The organism is Microvirga sp. RSM25, assembly GCF_044784385.1.
In the GTDB taxonomy this organism is placed as follows: domain Bacteria; phylum Pseudomonadota; class Alphaproteobacteria; order Rhizobiales; family Beijerinckiaceae; genus Microvirga; species Microvirga tunisiensis.
The window spans coordinates 5,174,348-5,195,181 of the sequence record NZ_CP173039.1; the positions used below are offsets into that span (position 1 = coordinate 5,174,348).

A 20,834-nucleotide genomic window follows, 5' to 3' on the forward strand; every position below is an offset into this window, starting at 1 on the left:
GGCCGGGAGCCGCAGGTCACGCGTGGCAGCAGTCCAGTTGATCCTGCGCTAAGAGGCATGTTCTTTCCTTTATGGCAGGAAACTTCCTAAAAAGGAAAGTATCACTGTGGGGTTGCTGTTTCAAGTCATAACTTGCGAAAAAGGTAAGTTCGCCCTAAGTTGCTATTGATGATCAGTGCTTCTCAATGCCGGGCTGCAAGGGGCCTTCTCGACTGGACGCAGGCCAAACTGTCCGAGGAGACAGGGCTGAGTGTCGTGACTTTGCGAGCCTTCGAGAAGGGAGGCGAGATGCGCGGCAGCAACCGAAATCTGCTGCGGCTCACCTTTGAGCGCGCGGGGGTCCACTTCATTCCCGAAAATGGAGGCGGAGCGGGCGTTCGCTTGCGGGACCGCGATGCGGACTAAGCGACAGGGCCTTGCGGCCGCTTAGCCCAGTAGACGAGAGCGACGAATTCTATGATATTCAGAACAGATAGCGAACGAAAGCGGCGTCAGCCATGACGGAGCAGCCAGTACCGACAATCCAGTACCGCGACGACTACGCCGATCAGGCGCAGCGCCTGGCCCGCGTCGGCCTGAGCGAAGAAGGTCTTGCCCGTGTGCTCGGCGTACCGGTGTACGCGATCTATGAGTGGATCGAGACGAAGCCGGAGTTCGCCGCCGCAATCGAGCAGGGATGGGTCGAGTTCAGGCTCCGCCCCCGCGCCCGCCAAGCCGCTACAAGTACCCCGCGTATACTTGGGCACTCCAGTTCGCTGCGAGAAGGAAGCACCCGCAACTGGCGACAGCCCTCAGGGCGAAGATGGCCGAGATGAAGGCCATCGGCCCGGAGGCCATGGCAGGGTTCAACGATGCGCTCTGGGAAGGTGCCATGTCGATCCAGCCCCTGCGCTACATCCCGGAGAGAGTGTGATGCCCGCCGGACGGCCGACCAAGTACGATCCCGACTATCATCCCGAACACGCCTACAAGCTCGGCCTGCTCTCGCACACGGACGAGGAGATAGCCGCCTTCTTCGAGATCAGCACCGATACGTACTACGAGTGGAAGAGGCGTCATCCGGAATTTTCCGAGGCAGTCTCGCGCGCGAAGATACCGGCTGATGCCGATGTCGCGGTCTCCTTCCACAAGCGCGCCACCGGCTACGACATCAAGACCGAGAAGATTTTCTGCTTTCAGGGCGAGGTCATCCGGGCCGAGACCACCACGCACATCCCGCCCGATCCGGGTGCGGCGCTGAACTGGCTCAAGAACCGCCAGCCCGACAAGTGGCGCGACAAGAAGCAGCTGGAGGTGGAGGATGGCGACGGACAGGCCGTGACCTTCCCCGTGGTGCGCGTCTACAGCCCGAAGCCGGAGGAACCTGATGCTGCATGACGCCTGCGACGGGCTCGGCTTGCTGGCCGTCGCCCTATCGCCAAGCGACCCATCGAAGAGAAGCCCAAGCCGCGCGAGCGGACCTACACGGCGGTCCCGCAGCCGGACGGCACGGTGCGCGTCCGGTCCAACATGAGCTTCATGGAATGAGCCGACCACAGGGCACGGCAGATGAAGAGACGTAGCCGCTGAGCATTGTGTGCGCCGCAACTGCCAGGAGCAGCCTGTTCCAAAAAACAGAAAGGCCTCCTCACCCGCCATTGCCTGAAGATGAGGAAGCCTTCTTCTTCCGAAGACCCTATTGCGGAAGCAGTCTTCGACGAGGCAACAATCAGCCAAAGAGACGGTTTCAGCTTGGCTCAACAAAAACCCTTCGCGCCTGTTCCCGACGCGATGCGCTACGCAACCAGGGCAGCGCCCCTCGACTGACCTGCAGACTCACAATCCTGGGCTGATGATCGGATTCCTGCTGAAAAGACAAACGCAGAACCCCAGCTTGTGGCTTGGCCGCAAAACAATGAGTGTTCGACTTAGCTGTGGCTATGGGTGCGTGCCAATCCCAGTCGTCCTCATCCAAACGTCCGGCGATGAAACAAACGGCGGCGTCGGTGATGAGCGGTATTGCTGGCATGCCGAAGAAAGCCGAGAGCTAATGGCGCAATTGGCACAGCGTTCGTGAATTGAGTGAATAGCTGAAACAACCCCCCGGCAGATTCAGGTGTTTATAGTTAATAGGCCGCTCGGAACGACTTCATCTTCCAATCGGCATGCTTGGGTTCGCAGAAGCCTATGCCTCGCAGTTCCTCGACCCAGTTGGGCAGGCTTGACGCGTGAAAGCACGGATGAAGGCGGATCTTCTCGGGGAGGATCTGGATGAGTGGAATCTGCCGCTCCTGCATTCGGGCATGGGTTGGGCGACGAACGAACGGTGGGTCGCCCGCTATGACGCTGCTGAGGAGAAGCTCGATGCGCAGCTCGTCATGGCAGAGGCGAGGCTGATGAGGCGGCTTTGAGGTTTGGTCAGAGTCAGTCCAACCAAGGCTGAAGCAGCGGTTTGGCGAGCTGCAGCTGCCGCACAATGCCCTGATGGGGAACGCCTCTTTGCTGCAGAAGCGCCTGGATCTGCTGCTTGGCATCCTCCCACGACAACCCCTGCTGATAGCAGCACTCCAGATACTTAAGGGTCCGCTCACGGTTCAGCTCAGGAACCGCGAGCGGCGCCCGCTCGTCCATAAAGCACTGTGCGACCAAATCCTCGCATGCCATCGGGAGCCTCGCAGGTTGGGGCTGTCGACCCCACGTTTAGTTTTTGCTTAGGCCAGCCAAAAAGTACACCTATGGCGGTTCTCTCGACGGGCTCCTGCCGTGGTATTCTCTGTCTGCGGCGGGACAACTGCAAGTGTGATCCTGAAGCTAGGAGGGCTATCCCATGGCACATCGCGAACAGCACGGGAACCGAGAGGCGAAGAAGCCCAGAAAGGACCAGGGGAGCCGAAGCGCCGAACCCAAGAAGTGGGACGTCACGGAAATTGTGGAGGCGAAATCTACGGCGAAACACTAGACGGTTTCGCCTCGTAAGAGAGTTCCACAAGATACGATTCGAGCAGGAAAGCCACCTGTCAGGGTCTTCGGCTGCGGCGCACCCTTTCGTGCTTCGTCCGGAGCCGAAGATGTCCTTGTAGGACAGAGCAGATTGTGACTGTGGCCGCCTGCAGATGTCGCATGAACGTTGCGAAGGCATAGGCGCGGAGACAGAAATTCTTGGGAGTTCGGACGATGGCATTCATGAAGCCGCAAGAGCGCGCTGAGAGCCTGCGTGAGGTGATCCATATGTATATTGACTTGGTTGAGGGCGATGGGGCTGGGCCTTCCTGGCAGCTGACAGACAAGGGCTTTGCCAGGATTGCCGCTGTCATTCGTGAAGCTGAAAACGATGCGTTGGAGAGAGCTGCGGAGCTATGCGAGGCGGTGCACCTAGGGAGCCGGACGCGCTATAGCATCCTTCTTGGCCCAGATTATCTGGTGACGCGAAGTCTCTTATCGCGGGAGCTTGCTGCTGCAATCCGAGCACTGAAGCACAAGAGCGAAAGTTGATCCCGTCTGGCAGGTTGAAGGATATCCAGAACGGCAAGGCTAAGAGACCTTTTCGACCACCCAGCAACTAAGAACCAGTCAAAGCGTTGTTTTCTTGAGTGTAGCCATCTCGGCTGGGGACTCGTTACTAACCAAGCAGCTTGGCCGTTGGCTGAGTTGGCGACGTTCTTCCTGATTTCAGGAGGAAGGAGCCATGGTGCGAGTTTTCTCGTTAGCTCTCGTTTGTGTTCTTGCTCTCTCTGCTGGAGCAGAGGGCGCGACATCCCGAAAACGTAACACTCCTGCTCAGGCTAAGCCGGCACCTCAGCAAGCGGTGCAGGAACCGGATGAGTTCCGGTCGTGCGATGTGGCCGTGCGGGAGTTCGTTCAAGGGCGAAAAGAAGCGGCTGCGCTTCCTGTCACTGAGGTTAAGGCTGACAGCTTGCGGATGACATTGAACTTCGTCCATCCCTACGGCGAAAGCGGAGATACGCCGCCCAATCTCGCCTTCACACGGGGTGAGTCAATTGAAGAGCGCCGCAAGGCCTTAAACGAGGCAAAGCAACGAGCACGGCTACTGGCCGAAGCGGCTAAAACAGGAAACGTCTGGTACGTCATCGCCGTGAGCAAGGAGAGTGACACAGGTGAGGAACGTCACGGCTCGACGAGCGGTCAGGCGAGGGAAGGTCAGCAGCCTTCTGCCAATGCCGTTGTGATGGCGAGCATTGAGGGGCGTTGCATAACAGTTTCGCAATATGAGGCCGTTCCCCTCAGCAGCCTGAGTTCAGATTTGTATCAGGCTCTTGGCCAGCGGGACCGGGAGGCATCGCCCACTGTGAATCCCCCGCCACCATCATGAGCGATACGGCGATTGCGTGAGCGAGCCGTAAGAGCCAACGTAGAGAATGCGTTAGGTATGCTTCCTGTCAGTTGTTGCAGCGCCTTTGGTCAGAAATTTCGGTTCCGGATCCAGGGAGGCGCATCCAAGCAAAGAACAAGGCGGGGCTCTCCGAGCCCAAGACACGGGCGAATGGAACTTGCCTCCCATCCCAAAGGCATGTGTTGGGCGATTGATGAGCAGTGCGTGGCTCCGTATGATGCCGCTGCGGAGATGCTCGATACGCGGCTCGCCATGGCAGCGGCGCGGCTGATGAAGCGCCTGTAGCGGGAAGCACGTGCGGCCGACCTTAGCAAGAGAGACCAGCCTGCAATCTTTGGGCCGAACAGGAGTAGACCAGGCTCTGACGGTCACGCGACGATGGCCTCCGGAGTGGCGCCTCGCGGAAAAGGCAACCTCTATGAAAACGTCCTTTGGATCTGCCTCTCCAGCTTATCAAGCTCTCGCAGGTAAGGATTACGCCGCTCGTGATGGCGCTTCGCGAGTGTGGCAACAGCTCTCTGTTTGAGAGGCTCGTCGATTGGGCTCTTCAGGATTGTCTCCCGGTCCTTCTGGTACTCAAAATCGATATCGGCCAGGGCTGCTAGCAACGACTGCAGCAAAGGCAGAATGTGTGGCGAGTAGGTGCTTGGAGGCTGTTGCGACGATCCTGAGGTCAGGCGTTTGAGCATGGCAAAGGACATTGTGTTCCTCCGAGTTCTTGTTGTTCTTCCGTAACATCGCTGACTCGCGACGGTATTCTGCGAGGCGCTGGTGAGGATCTGCGCCAGAGCAGGCTTGCTCCTGAGAGGTTGGAGCCTAATGCAGCACCGCTGGGCGCTCGGTCATAAAGAGGGATGGCCGCTTCCAGAGGAGAAAGTGGTCGCGCTCCGCAAGACCCAACTGCGGTTCTTGTTCGAGGCGAGCGATTTGCGCCTCGACAGCGGCGAGCTGACGCTCAAGTCGCGTAACGTCCCGCCGCGTCCTCGGCGGCAGTTTTGGTTTCTTGCCCTTCATAACGCCCCTCACGTGCTCAGCCCTGCCATCGCCTTTCCTAGTGGAAATGCTTGCAATTGGCTGGCGATGACGTAGCGCCCCCGAGACTTTTTGTTAGTTGGACGAGACTATGCTGATTCGGGGGTAATCCGTCTGTCGGGAAGTCAACAGAGCGGCAGGTTTTTGTTAACCTAAGCTAACTCGTTACAGCGGGTGGCATGGATGAAAAGCGAAGGCGCGCTCCAATAGAGGCTCGTCCAGCTCTATTCTTGATTGCCCGCTGCTCTAGCCCGAGTGGAGGTTTCTTACTGAAGAAGAATGGGCCGGTAGATTTTACCACCTTTGAGGTACTCCATTAGCTGAATTGCGGATCACGAAAGCGTGAATGTAAGCCTACGTCCGGCACTCTTCCTCATCGGGATTAGCAACAACAATCCGCACCCGAACGCCTGTGAGGAAAGGCTTCAAGAGCACAATTCAGGTTAAGTAGGGGCATTAATGGACAATCTTCGACAGCAGGTCGAGCATATCGCTCGTACGTTCTATGACGCGCAGGAAGAAGCGCCAGATTGGAATAGCGAGCCCGAATTCCTCAAAGAGGAGTTCCGTCAGTATGCTCGCGATGCAATAGCCCTTCTTGAGCAGCGCAGAGAGCAAATGCTCGACGCGGCATAGGACTGATCCCAGAGTAAAGGGCTCATCTAGTCCCCACACGCTACATTAATCAGCCACGGCAATGACGCCGTCGTTTGCCGCAGGGTTCATGTGCTGTTGCGCCCACATGGCCGCTTGGGTGCGATTGGCGGCCTTCACCTTTCGCAGGATGGCCTTGACGTGAACTTTCACGGTTGCCTCTGCGACCCCAAGTTCCCGCGCGATGTGCTTGTTTGAGGCGCCTTGGGTCAGGTGGTTCAGGATCTGGGCCTCCCGTCCCGATAGCTTGCCGGCAATCGCCGCAGCCGCAGGACCAATCACGACAGTTCCATCAGGACGAGCCCGCTGCTGGCGAGTGGCTTCATCCAACAGGCTGAGGGCCAGAGCTGGCGTGATGAAGGTTTCACCCAGCATAACGAGCTCAAGGGCTTTGGTCAGGGCCTCGCGGACCATTGCTGTCGAGCAGAGGCCGTCCAAGCCCGCCTGAAGGGCCTGCACCATAGCTGCGGGCTCCATGTGCTCGGTCAGGAGAACCACCCGGGCTGAAGGCCATTGTGCTTTCAGCCTTGTCACTGTCTCGGACAGTCCATCAGCCGCTTGGTCGGCGTGGATGAGACACAGGATGGGCCGTTCCGATGCCTGTTCGAGGGGTTCGTCTGAGATGACGAAGTGCGTTCCTGACAGAATATGGCTGATGCCGCTGCGGATGAGAGTATTCTGACAGACCAGAACGGTCGTCACATACGACGAAGCATTCTGAGCAATCGAGAGGATTTGCTCATTGTAGATGACGTCCTGGTTCATGATTGTCTGTCCCCATAATGATGTGCAGCAATGTGCAACCGAGATGATCCGCACCAGCTGCCAAGCCTTTCAGACGAGAAGCCTTGGCGTGAGGACGCTGTATCCCGAACCAGTCCATGTGCTCTGGACTTTGCCCAGCTTTAACAAGTGGTCGGATTGTTTGTTCCTCCGCCGAGGTTAACCCTTGAGAGGTAATCCTTGGCCTAGATGAGGTGAGGCTTTGGACGGAACTGGATTGGTCCAGGGGCACTGCCCAATCAATGGCAGGCTTGCCAACCGTGGGGAGGCATTTCTCTGCGCTAGCAAGCGGGAAGGTGTGGTGACGTGTGAAGGATTAAGGAGGGGATTTACCCTCGGTGACGTCACTGTGACGGCCGGCGCACGTCTCCTGCATTGCAGTACAGGAATCGAACCCTACCTCTTGATGAGGAGGGCTGATGATGACTGATGAGGAAGTTGAGGCTGTGGCGGCGGAGCTCGCCAAAGCCGGGGGGTCTCCTGGCATTCGGGGCAGGAGCGCGGCCCTCTGAAACTGGTCATGGATCGTTACCGGGACCGAGGCCGCCTTGCTATTGCGACCCTCGACCGCCTCCGGGCCGCCAAGGACGGCATTTCTCCCGATCCAAGCCGAGTCGAGCAGCTCGCGGCAAGCGCACAAGCCGCCCTTGAGCCTGTCTCCAGCGATGTTGTCTCTGAGGGGTGCTTGGTCTTGTACCGCCCTCCAGGCGACAAGAGAACTTACCCATGTCGGGTTGAGAAGCTCTATGGAAGCCGCGCGTATCTTGTCCCCGAGATCCCGACCTGCACCGGCTGGGTGGATCTTGAAAATCTCTCCTCTCCGGCAATCCAGTAAAGTATCTCAGCCATGGCAACGTTCACTAACGGCAAGCAGGCGCCGACTGAAAGCCTCATTGCAATCGACCTGTCGGTCAGTCCCTTGAATGGATCCGCGTCCGGCCTCTCGGTGTCGGCGCGCTACTACTTCAATCTCACCAATGGTGACAGCATGATCCGCGACGAGGAGGGGATCGTGGCGTCCAGCCTCCAGGCGGCTGCAGTCTCCGCCATGGAAGCCGTCGAAGAGCTTCGGGCCCAAGATCCCTTGAACTCGGATGAGTGGCAGGGCTGGCGGCTGGAGATTGTCGATGCCTCAGGTCAGGCGGTGCAGACCATCCCGCTTGATGCTCTCTCGGCTCATTAGTCAGGCTCGGAGCGGCAGCGGCGCGGCTGATGAAGCGGCTGTAGCGCGTCGGATTTTGGTCCGTAAAGCGTAGCCGGTGCCGCATGGGCCAACTACGAGTGTGATCTCGGCTACAGAAAGCCGTGAGATCCCAGGATAGAATAGGAGCAGTCATTCGGATTTGTTCATGGAAGCCTGTGCGATGAATAGCTGCACTTACTGCTGGTCCCGCTACACGAGAGCCATGATGCTCGCGGGGCGACATCCAGACCCGTCGGTGCGCAGAGCCCTGATCCAGGACGCCTTTGAATGGCTGGACCGCTACTTCGATGCTGAGGAGATTGAACTCGCCCGGCGCGAAAACGTGCCGGTACGGCGATGAAACGGAGCATCTTCCAGGAGCGATAGGGCTAGGTACTTCGTACGCCTGGCCCTACACGCAGACTGCACTCAATTGACTGCATGCGTCAGCGCAGGACAAACCATCGGATGGCTATGCCGCAGGTCCACCCCGGCACGGTGGCAGGCGTTGCAGAGGCCGTTGAGGTCGAAACTGTAGCGGCGCGGCTATAGCTAGAGAATTGCCTGACCAGACATTCGTTGCGGCGGAGATTACTGGCAGTTCTGAGTACCTATGTTGCTCCATTCTGCCGTTGAGCCTCGCGGGTTACTCTCCTAGACTCGGTTCCAATTAATCTTGAATGACAGCGGGGGCTCTCATTGTGCAATCCACACCACGTCAGTGTCTGCCTAGTGTTTGGACTTCTGTTCCTTCCTGCTTTAGCACAGGCGCCTTCAGCCGATTTCCCGGATATCCCACTGCCTCCCGTCATTGAGGGCCTCATCGGGATGCCTCAAGCCTATACACCGGGACGTAAGGCTCATCTTGAGACAATCAGGCGTGAGGCCGAGCAGGTGGGACTTCCTCCTGATATTGCGGATGCGGTAGTGCAGGTCGAGAGTGCTTATGTACCTGATGCTGTTGGAGGAGTTGGTGAGGTCGGCCTCATGCAGATCCGTCCGACAACGGCGGCCATGCTGGGCTACAGAGGCACGTTGGCCGGATTATTCGAGCCCGAGACGAACATTCGCTATGGCGTCGCCTATCTTGGTCGCGCGTGGCAGCTTGCTGACGGTGACCTGTGCCGCACGCTCATGAAGTATCGGGCAGGACACGGTGAGGAGCGCATGACACCACTCTCGGTGGAGTACTGCCGACGCGTTCGGACCCACTTGGCAGCTATCGGATCCCCTATTCCTGCAGGCGGTAACGCACTCAGCGTTTCAACTTTGGGCTCATTATATGCATCGAAGCCCGCCCCCAGGGCCACTGCCGATACAACGGCCAATCTCTCCCCATCTAGATCATCTCACCGGATGAAAAGCGCGGCGGCCGGTATCAAGGTTCTGCCCCCGCAGCGACCAATGAGAGGGTTAAAGGTCGCTGCCGCAGTGCCTTCTGCCGAAATGCGTTCACTTGCTCTTGCGCAGGAGAAGGAGAAGAGGCGGAAGACGAAAATTCGGCAGATGTGGGCTGCCCATGACGCCCGCATGCAATCCATTTCCGCGAAGTTGAGGCCGGAGAGCCTCCGGATTGCCGCCGGAATATGAGCAATACTCGTGTCAGCAATGGCACTGCTGATTAGCGGCTTTAGCCAAGAGATTTCGACTCAGAGATTGAACGCGCCCGCACAAAGGGGTTCATCAGAGAACCACAAGTGCGCTCAATGGCAATTACAGACACGGGCGGTTCTCCCATAAGGCGATTGAGACACGCCGCCGGATGACGGCACTGCGGCACCGATACCGGTTCCGGTCATAACTGGGGCATTGCGGGTTCAGAAGCGGACGCGGAGCCGGATCCAGTTTCAGAACCACCAGACGGCTGACCGCCTAATGAGGCAGGCGGAGTGTTTACGGGCTGAGAGCCCTCTTTGAGGTCGCCGACAAGTGAGGGCGGTGGAGTGATGTCGGTCCGAGGAAGAACGCCCATGCGCCCCCCAATTTGGCAACCGGCGAGGGCTGAGCTAACCGCCAGCAATGTCAGTGTTATCGCGAACACGCGCAATGCGGATCTCCGGTTAACATGCACTTCATCTCTCGACGGGCCGCCTAGCATGAAGTGAACTTCGATTGCTAGGCCTGACAGTCGCTTCCTGTGAGCACACTGATTGGGTACGTCTATCAACCCAATCCGAGAGGCATGGAGTGGGAGACCCGCGAGCGGTGGGTGATGAAATACGATGCGGCTGAGGAGGTGCTCTAAACGCAACTCGTCATGGCGGCGGCACGGCTGTTGAAGCGGCTTTAGCCAAGAGATTTCGATTCAGAAAACAGGATGCGCATTGCGGTTCTTCATTTGGCAGACGACTCTAGTTACGCTCCCGTACTCTTCCAGGGGGAACTCCGATGCCCTGTTTCATTCGCTCACAAACTTTGGTTCTCGGTATTGTTGCGTTTGTTGCACCCGTTACTGCGAGCCATGCTGGTCCATGCACAGCCCAGATTGATGCTGTCCAGGCCCAGGTTGATGCGCGAGCTGCGGCTATAGCGGGGGCTGGCCCAGTAGCGCCCGAAAGCACAGCGGCCCTCCTCCATCGACAGCCGAGTCCTGGCTCAATCGCGCGTGCAGAGGAGAGCCTTGGCGAGGGAGCGTCTATTACAAAAGCACTGTCAGCACTGGAGCGAGCGCGGGAGGCTGATCGAGGCGGCCACGAGGGGAGCTGCGAACAGGCCCTTGCAGAGGCACGTCGCGCGATTGGTCCCTAGTTCCAGCCAAGGCTCATAGGGCGGGCCAGACCGGCAGATAAGCCCCGATTGGTGGCTTTGTTAGGGATGCGTTTACCTTTCGGGCGCAGCCTCTTCCTGTGCCGTATGGCACGGTCGTTCTCCCTGGATGGTCGCACTGGCGGCCCACCTAGAGCGCCAGTCGAATGGGCGCTCTTTCTTTGCGGGATCAAATGTCCTTAGCCTTGCTGCTCAATAGCAGTTCGTGACCGTCTGAAAGCCCATGCGGGTTGAAGTGCAATTGGCCTGAAGGGTGGTCGTCTGAGGACCAGCCATCATCTGAGAACCATAAGCAAGGAGAGCATCAGAGGACGCGGCGTCTGCCTGTTCCTTTTGGGCTCTCTGCTGCTGCTTGAACATCCGGCATTGAACGTAAATGTCGGTGCCAGGGCGGGCACCGATCTGGCGGCACTCGGTATCCTCGCTAGCAGACTGCCGTGCAGCCATTTGTTGAGGCGATACGCACCCAGCGAGTAGAAGCGCAATTGTGCAAGCGATTAGCGGTTTTAGCACCATTGTCCCCCGTCCAAGACCTTAAGCCTAACACCCAAGAAGCCGGTGTCGAGGTGAGGGTATCGTTCGTCCACTACCTTCGTTAGCCTAGACCATGAAGGCGAAATCCGAGACACTGACACGCGCCATCGTTAGCTTGCTGTTCATGCTTCCGAGCGAGGGCGGGCGAGTGGCTGAGCCCGGTTGACCAGCCAGCGTGGGCGCATGCTGACGACCCAGTACCGAGCCGAGGCTTTGGCGCTGAATATGCCCATATCGAACTCGGTGGGCTTGGGAGCACGCGACCGGTCGTAGTGGAAGAGGTCGTCCTCGGCACGATGGCGGGCCGTCCCTCTAAAGGCAGTGTTCTGCAGGCTCATGTGCGTTCCCCAAATCTTTAGGCCAAGACAACGGTGGAGCTTCTGCAGAGTTCCTAAGGTTGGCAAGGGAAGCAAGTTCTGCGGGGCTTCGCTCGCAATGGCACCAGCGATACGAATCGTGGCAATTTCCGCTCTCGTGCCGACGTGGTGCCGACACGGACCACTGAAAACAGAAAAGGCTCCAGCAGGTGGAGCCGATTTCTTCAGTAAAATCAATGTGGTGCCCCTGGCCGGGATCGAACCAGCACTCCTTGCGGAACTCGATTTTGAGTCGAGCGCGTCTACCAATTCCGCCACAGGGGCAAGGACCCGCGAAGTACCATGGGCGGCAAAGGTTGGTCAATGCGAGAGATGTGAAGGGAAGCCGCAAGGCTGACCTCTCGCAATTCCAGGCGCCTTGTGCTCAAAGAGGCGCGGGGCAAAGGCCCCGATCCGGATCTGAACCCGTCGGAACACCATGCTTAGACGCCTCTACGACTGGACCCTGTCCCTCGCGGGCCGACCCTCGGCCCCTTATGCGCTGGCTCTGGTCTCCTTTTCCGAAAGCTCGTTCTTTCCGGTTCCGCCAGATATCATGCTCGTGCCGATGATGCTGGCGCGGCCTGACAAGGCCTGGTCCTATGCCCTGATCTGCACCGTCGCTTCCGTGCTGGGCGGCATCCTGGGATACTTCATCGGATTGGGGCTCTACGATTCCATCGGAGCCTGGCTGTTCCAGCTCTACGGTCTCACCGAAGGAGCCGAGACGTTTCGGCACGCCTATGCCGAATACGGCCATTGGGTGATCCTGCTCAAGGGCCTGACCCCGATCCCGTACAAGCTCGTCACCATCACCTCGGGCTTCGCAGGCTATCATCTGGGCTGGTTCATCGTGCTTTCGATCCTGACCCGTGGAGCCCGCTTCTGCCTCGTTGCTTTGCTGATGAGCAAATTTGGGCCGCGGATCAAATCGATCATCGACAACAATTTCAATCTGGTGGCGGCTCTGGCCATTGCGGCCTTCATTGGTGGCTTCGTCGCCTTCCGCTACCTTTTCTAGACGAGAGGGATCGATGCAGATCAGCCTCACCATGCGTCAGGTCGCTCTGGCCGTGGCCTTGGGAGCCGCGGCCACGGTCGGCGGTGCGCTCATCTTCGAGCATGCCTTCGGCTATGTGCCGTGCAAACTCTGCCTGATCCAGCGCAATCCCTATTACATCGCGATCCCTCTCGGCCTCGTGGCCGCGCTCCTGCCGCCGCGATGGACGCGCGCCGGCCTCTGGCTTCTGGCGCTGATCTTCATCGTCAGCGCAGGGCTCGGGGCCTATCATTCCGGGGTCGAGTGGGGCTTCTTTGCCGGGCCGAGCGATTGCGGCGGCGGATCGGGCGCAGGCGCGGGCAATGTGGGCGATTTCCTGAACCAGTTGCAGAGCACCCGCGTCGTCAGTTGCACGGAAGCGGCTTGGCGCTTCCTCGGCCTGTCGCTGGCGGGATGGAATGTGCTGATCTCGCTGGCCCTGGCCGCCTTCGCAGCCATGGCGGCCGCCCGCAAGGGGTTTTACCTCGGCCGGTGAGGGCTTGCGTCGGCGCAGTGGACCCCGCTAGCCTTCGCTCAAACAGGATCGGGGACCCTCATGAGTATTCAGGCTCTCAAGGACGAGATTGCACGACAGTTCGGGACGCCCGCCGTGGTGATCGATCTCGACGTGGTCGAGCGCAACATCGCCCGGGTGCAGGCCCTGTGCGATGCGGCCGGAATCGCCAATCGCCCTCACATCAAGACGCATAAGAGCCCGGTCATCGCCGCCATGCAGCGCGATGCGGGGGCGCGTGGAATCACCTGCCAGAAGCTTGGCGAGGCCGAAATCATGGCCGAGAACGGCCATGACGACATCCTCATCTCATACAACATCCTGGGCGAGGAGAAGCTGAATCGCCTCGGCCGATTGTTGTCGCGGGCGAGGGTCACCGTGGCGGCCGACAACCCCGTCGTCGTCGCAGGTCTGCCGCAGGCCGCAGCTATCGCCGGACGCGATCTCGATGTGGTCGTGGAATGTGATACCGGGCGCAAGCGGGCCGGGGTCGAGACAGTGGCGGAGGCTGTTGCCCTGGCCAGGGACGTCGCGTCCCGCCCCGGGCTCTCGTTTGCGGGCTTCATGCTGTATCCGCCGGAGAACGCCGTGGCCGAAACACAGGCTTTCCTCGATGCGGCCAAAGCCGGCGTGCGGGAGCACGGCCTCGAGCCGCGTATCGTCTCGTCGGGCGGCACCCCCAACCTGGTTCATCTCGGCAAGATCAAGGGCGTAACCGAACATCGGGCCGGGACCTCGGTGTTCAACGACCGCATGATGCTGGCTGCCGGCGTCGCGCGGTTGGAGGATTGCGCGCTCACAGTCTATGCGACGGTGGTCAGCCGCGCCGGTCCCGAGCGGGGTATTCTCGATTCCGGCTCAAAGACATTGACGTACGATACGGGCGGCCTCGAGGGGCACGGCCTCATCCTCGAGCATCCGCAGGCCAAGATCGCCCGCTTCGCCGAGGAGCACGGGTTTCTTGATCTGTCTGCCTGCAATGATCGTCCCAGCGTCGGCGATGTGGTGCGCATCGTGCCGAACCATGTCTGCGTGGTGGTGAACATGGTGGATCGGCTGGTCGCCGTGCGGGGAGACGAGGTCGTCGGCGAATTGCCGGTCGCGGCACGGGGGCGTCTGACCTGATCGGTTGATCGAATATGGCGATGCGCCGATGGAGTGGAAACCGGGCTTGCCGGTTCCATGGAGGAGGGGGCTTCAAGGCTCCAGTTCGCTGTCCCAGTAGAGATAATCCATCCAGCTGTCATGGAGGTAGTTCGGCGGGAAGAGGCGACCGTTGGAGTGGAGGTCGTGGACGGTCGGGGCGAAGGGGCTCTGCCGGGGCCACATTTCCACCTCGCGGGGCAGTTTGTCCCCTTTGCGGAGGTTGCAGGGCGCACAGGCGGCGACGACGTTTTCCCAAGTGGTTTGCCCGCCCTTGGACCGGGGAATGACGTGATCGAAGGTAAGGTCCTCGCGATCTCCGCAATATTGGCAGCTGAAGCGGTCGCGCAGGAAGACGTTGAAGCGGGTGAAGGCCGGGTGACGGGACGGTTTGACGTAGGTTTTGAGCGATATGACCGAGGGGAGGCGGATCTCGAAGGTCGGACTTCGCACGACCTTGTCGTATTCCGAGACGATGTTGACCCTGTCCAGGAACACCGCCTTGATGGCGTCCTGCCAACACCAGATGGACAAGGGGTAATAGCTCAAAGGCCGATAATCGGCATTGAGAACGAGGGCCGGGCAGGCCTCCGGTCGCACAACAGGCTGGACGTGTATCGTCACCTCACCTCCTCTTTCCGTTAAGAGAAGAGTCGTATCCCGTCGGAGTAGACTATAGGCAGTATGACACTGTTGTGAAGATCCGAGGCCATACGTTTGTGACGCACCCACAGGAAGTGCGTGGACAAATCGGGATCGATTTCAGCGACTTAGCGCATCATACCGAAAAGCGGGTCCTGTTTTCCGCCCGGAACGACGCGCCAGCCAAGAGAAAGGGCATCGATGAACCTTCTCCAGCAAGGCCTGGCCTGGATCGAGCCCGCCATTGTGACCTATGGCGTATGGGCCCTGCTCATCGTCCTCTATTTCGAGTCGTTCGGAGCGCCCCTGCCCGGTGAGAGCGCGCTGATCGCGGCTTCTCTCCTGGCAACGCGCGGCGATCTCGCGATCGGCCACGTCTTTCTAGCGGCCTGGCTCGGCGCCGTGCTGGGTGACAGCACCGGCTATCTGATCGGCCGGTTTGGCGGCCGGCTGCTTCTGAACAGGTTCGGGTATCTGGTGAAGCTCACGCCGGAACGCCTGTCCGGGCTGGAGACCATGGTGAAGACCAAGGGGTTCTTCATGGTTCTCACGGCGCGTTTCATCGTCGTGCTGCGGCAGCTCAATGGCCTCATTGCCGGATCGGCCGGGATGCCCTGGCACCATTTCGTCGTGGCGAACGCCCTTGGGGCCATGCTGTGGGCCGGCCTGTGGAGCTTCGGACCCTACTTCTTCACCGATGCCTTCAAGCGGCTGATCTGAGGCTTAAGCCCGCTGAGCAAACGTCTCAGCGGGTTGGAACCGGCTTCTCGCCTCGATAATCGTAGAAGCCGCGCTTTGTCTTCCGGCCGAGCCAGCCGGCCTCCACGTATTTCACGAGGAGCGGGCAGGGGCGGTACTTGGAATCGGCCAAGCCCTCGTGCAGCACCTGCATGATCGAGAGGCAGGTATCGAGGCCGATGAAATCGGCCAGCTGGAGCGGCCCCATGGGATGGTTGGCGCCGAGCCGCATGGCCGTGTCGATGGCTTCCACGGAGCCCACGCCCTCGTAGAGGGTGTAGATCGCCTCGTTGATCATCGGCAGCAGGATGCGATTGACGATGAAGGCCGGAAAATCCTCGGAAACGGTCGAGGTCTTGCCGAGCCTGCCGATGAATTGCTTGGCGGATTCGTAAGTGTGATCCTCGGTGGCGATGCCCCGGATCAGCTCGACGAGCTGCATCACCGGCACCGGGTTCATGAAGTGAATGCCGATGAACCGTTCCGGCCGGTCGGTTGCGGCGGCAAGGCGCGTAATCGAGATCGACGACGTGTTAGTGGCGAGCAGCGCGTCGGGGCGGAGCGACGGGCTGAGATTGGTGAAGATCTTGCGCTTCACCTCCTCGTTCTCGGTCGCAGCTTCGATGACGAGGTCGCAGGCGGACAGATCGTCATAGGTGCGAGCTGGTTTGATCCGCTCCAGCGCCGCCTGCCTGTCGGCATCGGAAATAGCGCCCTTGGAGACCTGGCGCGCCATGTTGCCGTTGATCGTCGCAAGCCCGGCATTTATCCGATCTTCCGAGAGATCGTTGAGCCGGACGTTGAATCCCGCGAGCGAGCAGACATGGGCGATGCCGCTGCCCATCTGTCCGGAGCCGACAACGCCAACCGTTTTGATCTCAATGCCCATCTGATCTGCTGCCTGCATTCAATCGTCAAAAGCGGCCGGGCAGAGAGTCCCGCCCGGTCCGTCATTATTCCTGACCTTATTGACCTGCTTTGGTCAACTCCTCCTTCAGTTCCGGAAGGATCTGAAAGAGGTCGCCGACGAGGCCGTAATCCGCCACCTGGAAGATCGGAGCCTCTTCGTCCTTGTTGATCGCCACGATCACCTTGGAGTCCTTCATGCCCGCCAGATGCTGAATGGCCCCTGAAATGCCCACCGCAATGTAGAGATCCGGCGCCACCACCTTGCCGGTCTGGCCCACCTGCCAGTCGTTGGGCGCGTAGCCCGCATCCACCGCCGCGCGCGAGGCGCCCATGGCCGCGCCGAGCGTATCGGCAATCGGCTCGATATACTTGGTGAAGTTCTCCGACGAGCCGAGCGAACGGCCTCCCGAGATGATGATCCGGGCCGAGGTCAGTTCGGGACGGTCGTTCTGGGCGATCTCCTCGCCCTTGAAGCTCGATGTGCCCGGATCCTCGGCCGCGTTGACCATCTCGATGGCGGCAGAGCCACCCTCAGCCGCAGCCGGGAAGGCGGCGGTGCGCACGGTGATCACCTTCTTGGCATCGGTGGCCTGCACGGTCTGGATGGCGTTGCCGGCATAGATCGGCCGCTCGAAGGTATCGGGCGACACTACCTTGGTGATGTCGGAAACCTGCATCACATCGAGGAGGGCAGCCACCCGCGGCATCACGTTCTTGCCCTTGCTGGTGGCAGGCGCCACCAGGGCATCATAGGAACCGGCGAGCGACACGATCAGGGCGGCAGTCGGCTCGGCGAGTTGGTGTTCGTAAGCGGCCCCCTCAGCGAGCAGCACCTTCTCCACGCCTTCGAGCTTGGCGGCAGCCTCGGCGGCCGCTTTCGCATTGGCGCCGGCGACCAGCACATGCACGGGTGCACCAAGCGCCTTGGCGGCGGAGAGTGCCTTGTGGGTAGCATCCTTCAGGTGAGCGTTGTCGTGCTCGGCAATCAGCAAGGTGGTCATTGTCTTGTTCTCCTCAGAGCACGCCGGCTTCGACTTTGAGCTTCTGGACGAGTTCGGCCACCGAACCCACCTTCACGCCCGCCTTGCGGCCGCCGGGCTCGGTGGTCTTGATGACCTTCAGGCGCGGGGATACGTCGACGCCGAGCGTCTCCGGCGAGGTTTCGTCGAGCGGCTTCTTCTTGGCCTTCATGATGTTGGGCAAGCTGGCATAGCGCGGCTCGTTGAGGCGCAGATCCGTGGTGACGACGGCCGGCAGCTTGAGGCCCACCGTCTGCAGGCCGCCATCGACCTCGCGGGTGACGTCGATGGAGCCCTCAGTCACATTGACCTTGAACGCGAAGGTGCCCTGTGGCCAGCCGAGCAGGGCGGCGAGCATCTGGCCGGTCTGGTTGGAATCGTCGTCGATGGCCTGCTTGCCCATGATGATGAGATCGGGCTTCTCCTGCTCGACCACCTTGGCCAGGATCTTGGCGACGGCGAGCGGCTCGACGGTCGCGTCGGTCTTGACCAGGATGCCGCGGTCGGCACCCATGGCCAGTGCGGTGCGGATGGTCTCGCCGGCCTGCTGCGGGCCGATGGAGACGGCAACGATCTCCGTGGCCTTGCCCTGTTCCTTCAGGCGCACGGCTTCCTCGACGGCGATCTCGTCGAAAGGATTCATGGACATCTTGATGTTGGCCAGTTCCACGCCCGACCCGTCCGGCTTCACCCGGATCTTCACGTTGTAGTCCACAACCCGCTTCACACACACAAGAAGCTTCATTCGTCTGTCCTCACCAAAGGTCGGGTCCGGATATCGCCAAAAACAGCCCTCCGGACATATAGGAAAAAGGCGGATGGGAACCTAGAGCATCGAGCCGGAAAGTGAAATGCGCTTTTGGCCGTCTGTTGCGGTCAGTGGTCACGCCTCATTGTCAACGCGGGGCCTGCATTTCCTGGGCCTGGACGCGGGCGAGCACGGGATCGTAACGGCGGCGCATCAGGGGGATGAGAATAGCGCCGACAATGAAGCCGCCAAGATGGGCAAACCAGCCCACGCTCTCGTCTCCCCCGAGGAAGGCCGAGGCAAACTGGAGGACGAACCAGAAGCCGATGGTCCAATAGGTGGGAAGGTGCAACGGAATGCCCTTCAGGAACAGACCCCAGATCTTCACGCGCGGGTAGAGGATGAGATAGGCCGCCACCACGCCCGACACGCCGCCGGAGGCGCCGATCAGCGGGCGGTGCGGCTCCGTGGTGATGAAGGCATGGGCCAGGCTCGCGGCCGTCCCGCAGAGCAGGAAGAACAGGATGAAACGGAGATGCCCCATGGCATCCTCCACATTGTCGCCGAACACCCAGAGAAACAGCATGTTTCCGATCAGGTGGAACAGCGAGCCGTGCAGGAAGATGTTGGTGGCCAGTGTCAACTCGACTGGAACGAAGGGATAGCCTTCGGGGAGCACCTCCGTGCCGAACAGAACCGATGGGATGAAGCCGAGCCCGCCCACCACCGCATCTTCGCCGAGAGGGCCGTAGAAGGTAAAAAGGTAGGCGACGACGCAGACGCCGATGAGAAACCGCGTCGCGAGCGGCGTCTTCATGTTCTTGAGCGGAACGCCGTCGTGAAGCGGTAAAAACATGATCCGCTCCTAACGGTTCTGACCGGGCACCCAGAGGACGTCGAGCGCGCCCTTATCGTTGGCGTAACGGGACGCGACGAAGAGGAAATCCGAGAGGCGGTTCAGGTATTTCACGGATTCCGGAGACACCTTTTCCTCCGGCTTCTCCATGAGTTCGACCACTAGGCGTTCCGCGCGGCGGCAAACCGTGCGCGCGAGATGGAGTGCGGCTGCGGCGGGCGTGCCGCCCGGGAGGACGAAGGAGCGCAGAACCGACAGCTCCGCGTTGAGCCGGTCGATCTCCTGCTCGAGACGATCCACCTGTGCCTGTGTTATGCGCAGGGGTTCATAGGGAAGGGGCTTGTCCGTCTCGACGGTGGCGAGGTCGGCACCGAGATCGAACAGATCATTCTGGATACGGCCCAGCATCGCATCGATCTCGTGGCCCGCCGTATGAAGGCGAACCAGCCCGATGCAGGCGTTGGTTTCGTCCACCGTGCCAAAGGCCTCGATGCGGAGATCGTGTTTCGGGCGGCGTCCTCCGGCGGCAAGGGCGGTGGTCCCCTTGTCCCCGGTGCGGGTGTAGATGCGGTTGAGGACGACCATGGAGGACCCGAAGGTTGGGATTCAGTTAAAACGAATACCCAACCCGTGCGCCGACATTCGTCAAGCCTCTATTCTCGTCGGAGCAGGTTCCGCCATCGGACAGATGCTCGATGGTCGCCATCACGCTCCAATTGGCGGAAAGCCGCACGCCCACCGAACCCGATTCGCGAAACAGCGGCGAGCAACTCAGCGCCTGGCGATCGGACAGGGGATGCGAGGATTCCTTGCCGTTATGGATGGCGCCGCCGAAGCTGCCCTCCACGAAGACATTGGGCGTGACGTCGATGGTCCAGGACAACCCCGCATAGGCAAAGCTCGTCCGATCATCGAAATTCAGGCTGCCGCCCACATGCGGTCGTGGAATGAAATAACTGGTGAAAAGGTCCGAGGCCGTAAACGGTTTTGCAAAAAGGATTTCGCCGGTGAGATTGGCGGAGCTGTCGCGTCCCCCCGCGCCCCAAGGATCCTGAGCAGACAAACCAAAACGGAATTCTGACAGGAAATTCGGTTGAGATGGAGCTTGGAAGGAATTTGCTTGCCGCTTGAAGTCGGAGCCTAGGACGCCTGTCGATCCCACAATTAGGACCAGAAGGCTCAAGCCTATAGCTGGACTGATGCGCATTAAGAGTTCCGTAAATCAATAAAAATTATGGCCAGGAGCCTATGCCATTATGGCTAACGTTCTCTTAATACAAACCGTGGCGAAAAAGTGTCAATACGGAGATGCCCGACCCATTGTGTGGAAAAGTGGAACCGGTTTCCACGCTTCTCGCTACGTCATGCGGCGCGCCACCAGATGACGCCCATGATGACGATGATCGCCAGAAACTGAAGCAGGACACGCAACCTCATGAGGTGCTGCGACCGATTGGCGTTGCCGCCGCGCAGCATGTTGATCAGGCCTAAAAGCAGCACGAAAGCGACGGCAACCACCACAATCGGCACAAGCAAATCGGCAAAACTTGTCATCTTGATTCCATCAGAAGATTCGGGCGACCGTGGC

28 protein-coding genes and 1 tRNA gene are annotated in these 20,834 nt (G+C 59.9%); 15 read left to right on the plus strand and 14 right to left on the minus strand.

The window, feature by feature from the left end:
* Window positions 1-168 precede the first annotated feature (168 nt).
* The 4 genes from ACD578_RS24605 (at window position 169) to ACD578_RS24620 (ending at window position 2,390) form a co-directional block, all read left to right on the plus strand.
* Window positions 169-405: a helix-turn-helix domain-containing protein gene (locus tag ACD578_RS24605; RefSeq protein ID WP_404289345.1), complete on the plus strand. Its 237-nt coding sequence runs from the start codon at window positions 169-171 to the stop codon at window positions 403-405.
* Between the two features lie 92 nt (window positions 406-497).
* Window positions 498-815 carry a hypothetical protein gene (locus ACD578_RS24610; protein WP_404289347.1) on the plus strand — a complete coding sequence of 106 codons (318 nt, stop codon included), beginning with the start codon at window positions 498-500 and terminating at the stop codon, window positions 813-815.
* Window positions 816-912: 97 nt separating this feature from the next.
* Complete coding sequence (locus tag ACD578_RS24615) at window positions 913-1,377, plus strand: helix-turn-helix domain-containing protein (protein WP_404289349.1); 465 nt, start codon at window positions 913-915, stop codon at window positions 1,375-1,377.
* 842 nt (window positions 1,378-2,219) lie between these two features.
* Window positions 2,220-2,390 (plus strand): hypothetical protein, encoded by a 171-nt coding sequence (locus ACD578_RS24620; RefSeq protein WP_404289351.1) that lies wholly within the window; start codon window positions 2,220-2,222, stop codon window positions 2,388-2,390.
* A gap of 13 nt (window positions 2,391-2,403) precedes the next feature.
* On the opposite strand, the gene ACD578_RS24625 is transcribed toward ACD578_RS24620, so the two are convergent.
* Window positions 2,404-2,643 carry a hypothetical protein gene (locus tag ACD578_RS24625; RefSeq protein WP_404289353.1) on the minus strand — a complete coding sequence of 80 codons (240 nt, stop codon included), beginning with the start codon at window positions 2,641-2,643 and terminating at the stop codon, window positions 2,404-2,406.
* Window positions 2,644-3,153: 510 nt separating this feature from the next.
* Between ACD578_RS24625 and ACD578_RS24630 the strand changes: the two genes are divergently transcribed.
* The 3 genes from ACD578_RS24630 (at window position 3,154) to ACD578_RS24640 (ending at window position 4,615) form a co-directional block, all read left to right on the plus strand.
* A complete protein-coding gene (locus ACD578_RS24630; RefSeq protein ID WP_404289355.1) occupies window positions 3,154-3,471 on the plus strand; it encodes a hypothetical protein in 318 nt (105 codons plus the stop codon).
* A gap of 193 nt (window positions 3,472-3,664) precedes the next feature.
* Window positions 3,665-4,309, plus strand: a complete 645-nt coding sequence (locus ACD578_RS24635; protein ID WP_404289357.1) for a hypothetical protein — start codon at window positions 3,665-3,667, stop codon at window positions 4,307-4,309.
* 171 nt (window positions 4,310-4,480) lie between these two features.
* Entirely contained in the window at window positions 4,481-4,615 is a 135-nt protein-coding gene (locus tag ACD578_RS24640) for a hypothetical protein (RefSeq protein ID WP_404289359.1), read from the plus strand.
* A 131-nt stretch (window positions 4,616-4,746) separates the two neighbouring features.
* Here the strand turns inward: ACD578_RS24640 and ACD578_RS24645 are convergent, their stop codons facing one another.
* Entirely contained in the window at window positions 4,747-5,031 is a 285-nt protein-coding gene (locus ACD578_RS24645) for a hypothetical protein (RefSeq protein ID WP_404289361.1), read from the minus strand.
* A gap of 115 nt (window positions 5,032-5,146) precedes the next feature.
* Window positions 5,147-5,344 (minus strand): hypothetical protein, encoded by a 198-nt coding sequence (locus tag ACD578_RS24650; RefSeq protein ID WP_404289363.1) that lies wholly within the window; start codon window positions 5,342-5,344, stop codon window positions 5,147-5,149.
* Window positions 5,345-5,821: 477 nt separating this feature from the next.
* On the opposite strand from ACD578_RS24650, the gene ACD578_RS24655 reads away from it, so the two are divergent.
* The gene (locus ACD578_RS24655) at window positions 5,822-5,998 is read left to right on the plus strand and encodes a hypothetical protein (RefSeq protein WP_404289365.1); all 177 of its coding nucleotides are present in this window, start codon (window positions 5,822-5,824) and stop codon (window positions 5,996-5,998) included.
* A 45-nt stretch (window positions 5,999-6,043) separates the two neighbouring features.
* Here the strand turns inward: ACD578_RS24655 and ACD578_RS24660 are convergent, their stop codons facing one another.
* Window positions 6,044-6,781: a LuxR C-terminal-related transcriptional regulator gene (locus ACD578_RS24660; protein WP_404289367.1), complete on the minus strand. Its 738-nt coding sequence runs from the start codon at window positions 6,779-6,781 to the stop codon at window positions 6,044-6,046.
* A gap of 865 nt (window positions 6,782-7,646) precedes the next feature.
* Here ACD578_RS24660 and ACD578_RS24665 point away from each other — a divergent pair.
* From ACD578_RS24665 to ACD578_RS24675, 3 genes are all read left to right on the plus strand, one after another.
* The gene (locus ACD578_RS24665) at window positions 7,647-7,982 is read left to right on the plus strand and encodes a DUF6894 family protein (RefSeq protein WP_404289369.1); all 336 of its coding nucleotides are present in this window, start codon (window positions 7,647-7,649) and stop codon (window positions 7,980-7,982) included.
* A gap of 181 nt (window positions 7,983-8,163) precedes the next feature.
* Entirely contained in the window at window positions 8,164-8,343 is a 180-nt protein-coding gene (locus tag ACD578_RS24670; protein WP_404289371.1) for a hypothetical protein, read from the plus strand.
* Between the two features lie 467 nt (window positions 8,344-8,810).
* A complete protein-coding gene (locus tag ACD578_RS24675; protein ID WP_404289373.1) occupies window positions 8,811-9,572 on the plus strand; it encodes a lytic transglycosylase domain-containing protein in 762 nt (253 codons plus the stop codon).
* Window positions 9,573-11,404: 1,832 nt separating this feature from the next.
* On the opposite strand, the gene ACD578_RS24680 is transcribed toward ACD578_RS24675, so the two are convergent.
* Both ACD578_RS24680 and ACD578_RS24685 read right to left on the minus strand, forming a co-directional pair.
* Window positions 11,405-11,620, minus strand: coding sequence for a hypothetical protein (locus ACD578_RS24680; protein WP_404289375.1), 216 nt, complete (start codon window positions 11,618-11,620; stop codon window positions 11,405-11,407).
* 218 nt (window positions 11,621-11,838) lie between these two features.
* Window positions 11,839-11,923: transfer RNA gene (locus ACD578_RS24685), tRNA-Leu, on the minus strand.
* 154 nt (window positions 11,924-12,077) lie between these two features.
* On the opposite strand from ACD578_RS24685, the gene ACD578_RS24690 reads away from it, so the two are divergent.
* From ACD578_RS24690 to ACD578_RS24700, 3 genes are read left to right on the plus strand one after another with little or no spacing between them, the layout of a single operon-like run.
* Entirely contained in the window at window positions 12,078-12,659 is a 582-nt protein-coding gene (locus tag ACD578_RS24690; protein ID WP_152714974.1) for a YqaA family protein, read from the plus strand.
* A 13-nt stretch (window positions 12,660-12,672) separates the two neighbouring features.
* On the plus strand, window positions 12,673-13,173 hold the full coding sequence (locus ACD578_RS24695) for a disulfide bond formation protein B (RefSeq protein WP_404289377.1): 501 nt from the start codon (window positions 12,673-12,675) through the stop codon (window positions 13,171-13,173).
* 60 nt (window positions 13,174-13,233) lie between these two features.
* Window positions 13,234-14,316 carry a D-TA family PLP-dependent enzyme gene (locus ACD578_RS24700; RefSeq protein WP_404289379.1) on the plus strand — a complete coding sequence of 361 codons (1,083 nt, stop codon included), beginning with the start codon at window positions 13,234-13,236 and terminating at the stop codon, window positions 14,314-14,316.
* Window positions 14,317-14,388: 72 nt separating this feature from the next.
* Here the strand turns inward: ACD578_RS24700 and ACD578_RS24705 are convergent, their stop codons facing one another.
* Window positions 14,389-14,958, minus strand: a complete 570-nt coding sequence (locus ACD578_RS24705; protein WP_162003246.1) for an HNH endonuclease — start codon at window positions 14,956-14,958, stop codon at window positions 14,389-14,391.
* A gap of 240 nt (window positions 14,959-15,198) precedes the next feature.
* On the opposite strand from ACD578_RS24705, the gene ACD578_RS24710 reads away from it, so the two are divergent.
* Window positions 15,199-15,696: a DedA family protein gene (locus ACD578_RS24710; protein WP_404294031.1), complete on the plus strand. Its 498-nt coding sequence runs from the start codon at window positions 15,199-15,201 to the stop codon at window positions 15,694-15,696.
* Window positions 15,697-15,721: 25 nt separating this feature from the next.
* Here the strand turns inward: ACD578_RS24710 and ACD578_RS24715 are convergent, their stop codons facing one another.
* The 7 genes from ACD578_RS24715 to ACD578_RS24745 all read right to left on the minus strand — a co-directional run bounded on the left by ACD578_RS24715 (window position 15,722) and on the right by ACD578_RS24745 (window position 20,800).
* Window positions 15,722-16,603 carry a 3-hydroxybutyryl-CoA dehydrogenase gene (locus tag ACD578_RS24715; RefSeq protein WP_152714966.1) on the minus strand — a complete coding sequence of 294 codons (882 nt, stop codon included), beginning with the start codon at window positions 16,601-16,603 and terminating at the stop codon, window positions 15,722-15,724.
* A gap of 76 nt (window positions 16,604-16,679) precedes the next feature.
* Entirely contained in the window at window positions 16,680-17,624 is a 945-nt protein-coding gene (locus tag ACD578_RS24720) for an electron transfer flavoprotein subunit alpha/FixB family protein (protein ID WP_404289382.1), read from the minus strand.
* Between the two features lie 13 nt (window positions 17,625-17,637).
* The gene (locus ACD578_RS24725) at window positions 17,638-18,387 is read right to left on the minus strand and encodes an electron transfer flavoprotein subunit beta/FixA family protein (protein WP_404289384.1); all 750 of its coding nucleotides are present in this window, start codon (window positions 18,385-18,387) and stop codon (window positions 17,638-17,640) included.
* A gap of 151 nt (window positions 18,388-18,538) precedes the next feature.
* Window positions 18,539-19,246, minus strand: coding sequence for a rhomboid family intramembrane serine protease (locus ACD578_RS24730; protein ID WP_404289386.1), 708 nt, complete (start codon window positions 19,244-19,246; stop codon window positions 18,539-18,541).
* A gap of 9 nt (window positions 19,247-19,255) precedes the next feature.
* Window positions 19,256-19,831: a cob(I)yrinic acid a,c-diamide adenosyltransferase gene (locus ACD578_RS24735; protein ID WP_404289388.1), complete on the minus strand. Its 576-nt coding sequence runs from the start codon at window positions 19,829-19,831 to the stop codon at window positions 19,256-19,258.
* A gap of 25 nt (window positions 19,832-19,856) precedes the next feature.
* Window positions 19,857-20,429 carry an acyloxyacyl hydrolase gene (locus ACD578_RS24740; RefSeq protein ID WP_404289390.1) on the minus strand — a complete coding sequence of 191 codons (573 nt, stop codon included), beginning with the start codon at window positions 20,427-20,429 and terminating at the stop codon, window positions 19,857-19,859.
* Window positions 20,430-20,608: 179 nt separating this feature from the next.
* A complete protein-coding gene (locus ACD578_RS24745) occupies window positions 20,609-20,800 on the minus strand; it encodes a twin transmembrane helix small protein (protein ID WP_152714954.1) in 192 nt (63 codons plus the stop codon).
* Window positions 20,801-20,834 lie beyond the last annotated feature (34 nt).

What these genes read in the sequence shown, in the direction of transcription:
- ACD578_RS24635 (WP_404289357.1), top strand. Translation starts at nt 3,665, where the DNA reads ATGGTGCGAGTTTTCTCGTTAGCTCTCGTTTGTGTTCTTGCTCTCTCT.
- ACD578_RS24695 (WP_404289377.1), top strand. Translation starts at nt 12,673, where the DNA reads ATGCAGATCAGCCTCACCATGCGTCAGGTCGCTCTGGCCGTGGCCTTG.
- ACD578_RS24745 (WP_152714954.1), bottom strand. Translation starts at nt 20,800, where the DNA reads ATGACAAGTTTTGCCGATTTGCTTGTGCCGATTGTGGTGGTTGCCGTC.
- ACD578_RS24720 (WP_404289382.1), bottom strand. Translation starts at nt 17,624, where the DNA reads ATGACCACCTTGCTGATTGCCGAGCACGACAACGCTCACCTGAAGGAT.
- ACD578_RS24620 (WP_404289351.1), top strand. Translation starts at nt 2,220, where the DNA reads ATGAAGGCGGATCTTCTCGGGGAGGATCTGGATGAGTGGAATCTGCCG.
- ACD578_RS24690 (WP_152714974.1), top strand. Translation starts at nt 12,078, where the DNA reads ATGCTTAGACGCCTCTACGACTGGACCCTGTCCCTCGCGGGCCGACCC.
- ACD578_RS24630 (WP_404289355.1), top strand. Translation starts at nt 3,154, where the DNA reads ATGGCATTCATGAAGCCGCAAGAGCGCGCTGAGAGCCTGCGTGAGGTG.
- ACD578_RS24665 (WP_404289369.1), top strand. Translation starts at nt 7,647, where the DNA reads ATGGCAACGTTCACTAACGGCAAGCAGGCGCCGACTGAAAGCCTCATT.
- ACD578_RS24680 (WP_404289375.1), bottom strand. Translation starts at nt 11,620, where the DNA reads ATGAGCCTGCAGAACACTGCCTTTAGAGGGACGGCCCGCCATCGTGCC.
- ACD578_RS24670 (WP_404289371.1), top strand. Translation starts at nt 8,164, where the DNA reads ATGAATAGCTGCACTTACTGCTGGTCCCGCTACACGAGAGCCATGATG.
- ACD578_RS24625 (WP_404289353.1), bottom strand. Translation starts at nt 2,643, where the DNA reads ATGGCATGCGAGGATTTGGTCGCACAGTGCTTTATGGACGAGCGGGCG.
- ACD578_RS24730 (WP_404289386.1), bottom strand. Translation starts at nt 19,246, where the DNA reads ATGTTTTTACCGCTTCACGACGGCGTTCCGCTCAAGAACATGAAGACG.
- ACD578_RS24605 (WP_404289345.1), top strand. Translation starts at nt 169, where the DNA reads ATGATCAGTGCTTCTCAATGCCGGGCTGCAAGGGGCCTTCTCGACTGG.
- ACD578_RS24640 (WP_404289359.1), top strand. Translation starts at nt 4,481, where the DNA reads ATGGAACTTGCCTCCCATCCCAAAGGCATGTGTTGGGCGATTGATGAG.
- ACD578_RS24715 (WP_152714966.1), bottom strand. Translation starts at nt 16,603, where the DNA reads ATGGGCATTGAGATCAAAACGGTTGGCGTTGTCGGCTCCGGACAGATG.
- ACD578_RS24610 (WP_404289347.1), top strand. Translation starts at nt 498, where the DNA reads ATGACGGAGCAGCCAGTACCGACAATCCAGTACCGCGACGACTACGCC.
- ACD578_RS24645 (WP_404289361.1), bottom strand. Translation starts at nt 5,031, where the DNA reads ATGTCCTTTGCCATGCTCAAACGCCTGACCTCAGGATCGTCGCAACAG.
- ACD578_RS24700 (WP_404289379.1), top strand. Translation starts at nt 13,234, where the DNA reads ATGAGTATTCAGGCTCTCAAGGACGAGATTGCACGACAGTTCGGGACG.
- ACD578_RS24615 (WP_404289349.1), top strand. Translation starts at nt 913, where the DNA reads ATGCCCGCCGGACGGCCGACCAAGTACGATCCCGACTATCATCCCGAA.
- ACD578_RS24655 (WP_404289365.1), top strand. Translation starts at nt 5,822, where the DNA reads ATGGACAATCTTCGACAGCAGGTCGAGCATATCGCTCGTACGTTCTAT.
- ACD578_RS24675 (WP_404289373.1), top strand. Translation starts at nt 8,811, where the DNA reads ATGCCTCAAGCCTATACACCGGGACGTAAGGCTCATCTTGAGACAATC.
- ACD578_RS24735 (WP_404289388.1), bottom strand. Translation starts at nt 19,831, where the DNA reads ATGGTCGTCCTCAACCGCATCTACACCCGCACCGGGGACAAGGGGACC.
- ACD578_RS24650 (WP_404289363.1), bottom strand. Translation starts at nt 5,344, where the DNA reads ATGAAGGGCAAGAAACCAAAACTGCCGCCGAGGACGCGGCGGGACGTT.
- ACD578_RS24660 (WP_404289367.1), bottom strand. Translation starts at nt 6,781, where the DNA reads ATGAACCAGGACGTCATCTACAATGAGCAAATCCTCTCGATTGCTCAG.
- ACD578_RS24725 (WP_404289384.1), bottom strand. Translation starts at nt 18,387, where the DNA reads ATGAAGCTTCTTGTGTGTGTGAAGCGGGTTGTGGACTACAACGTGAAG.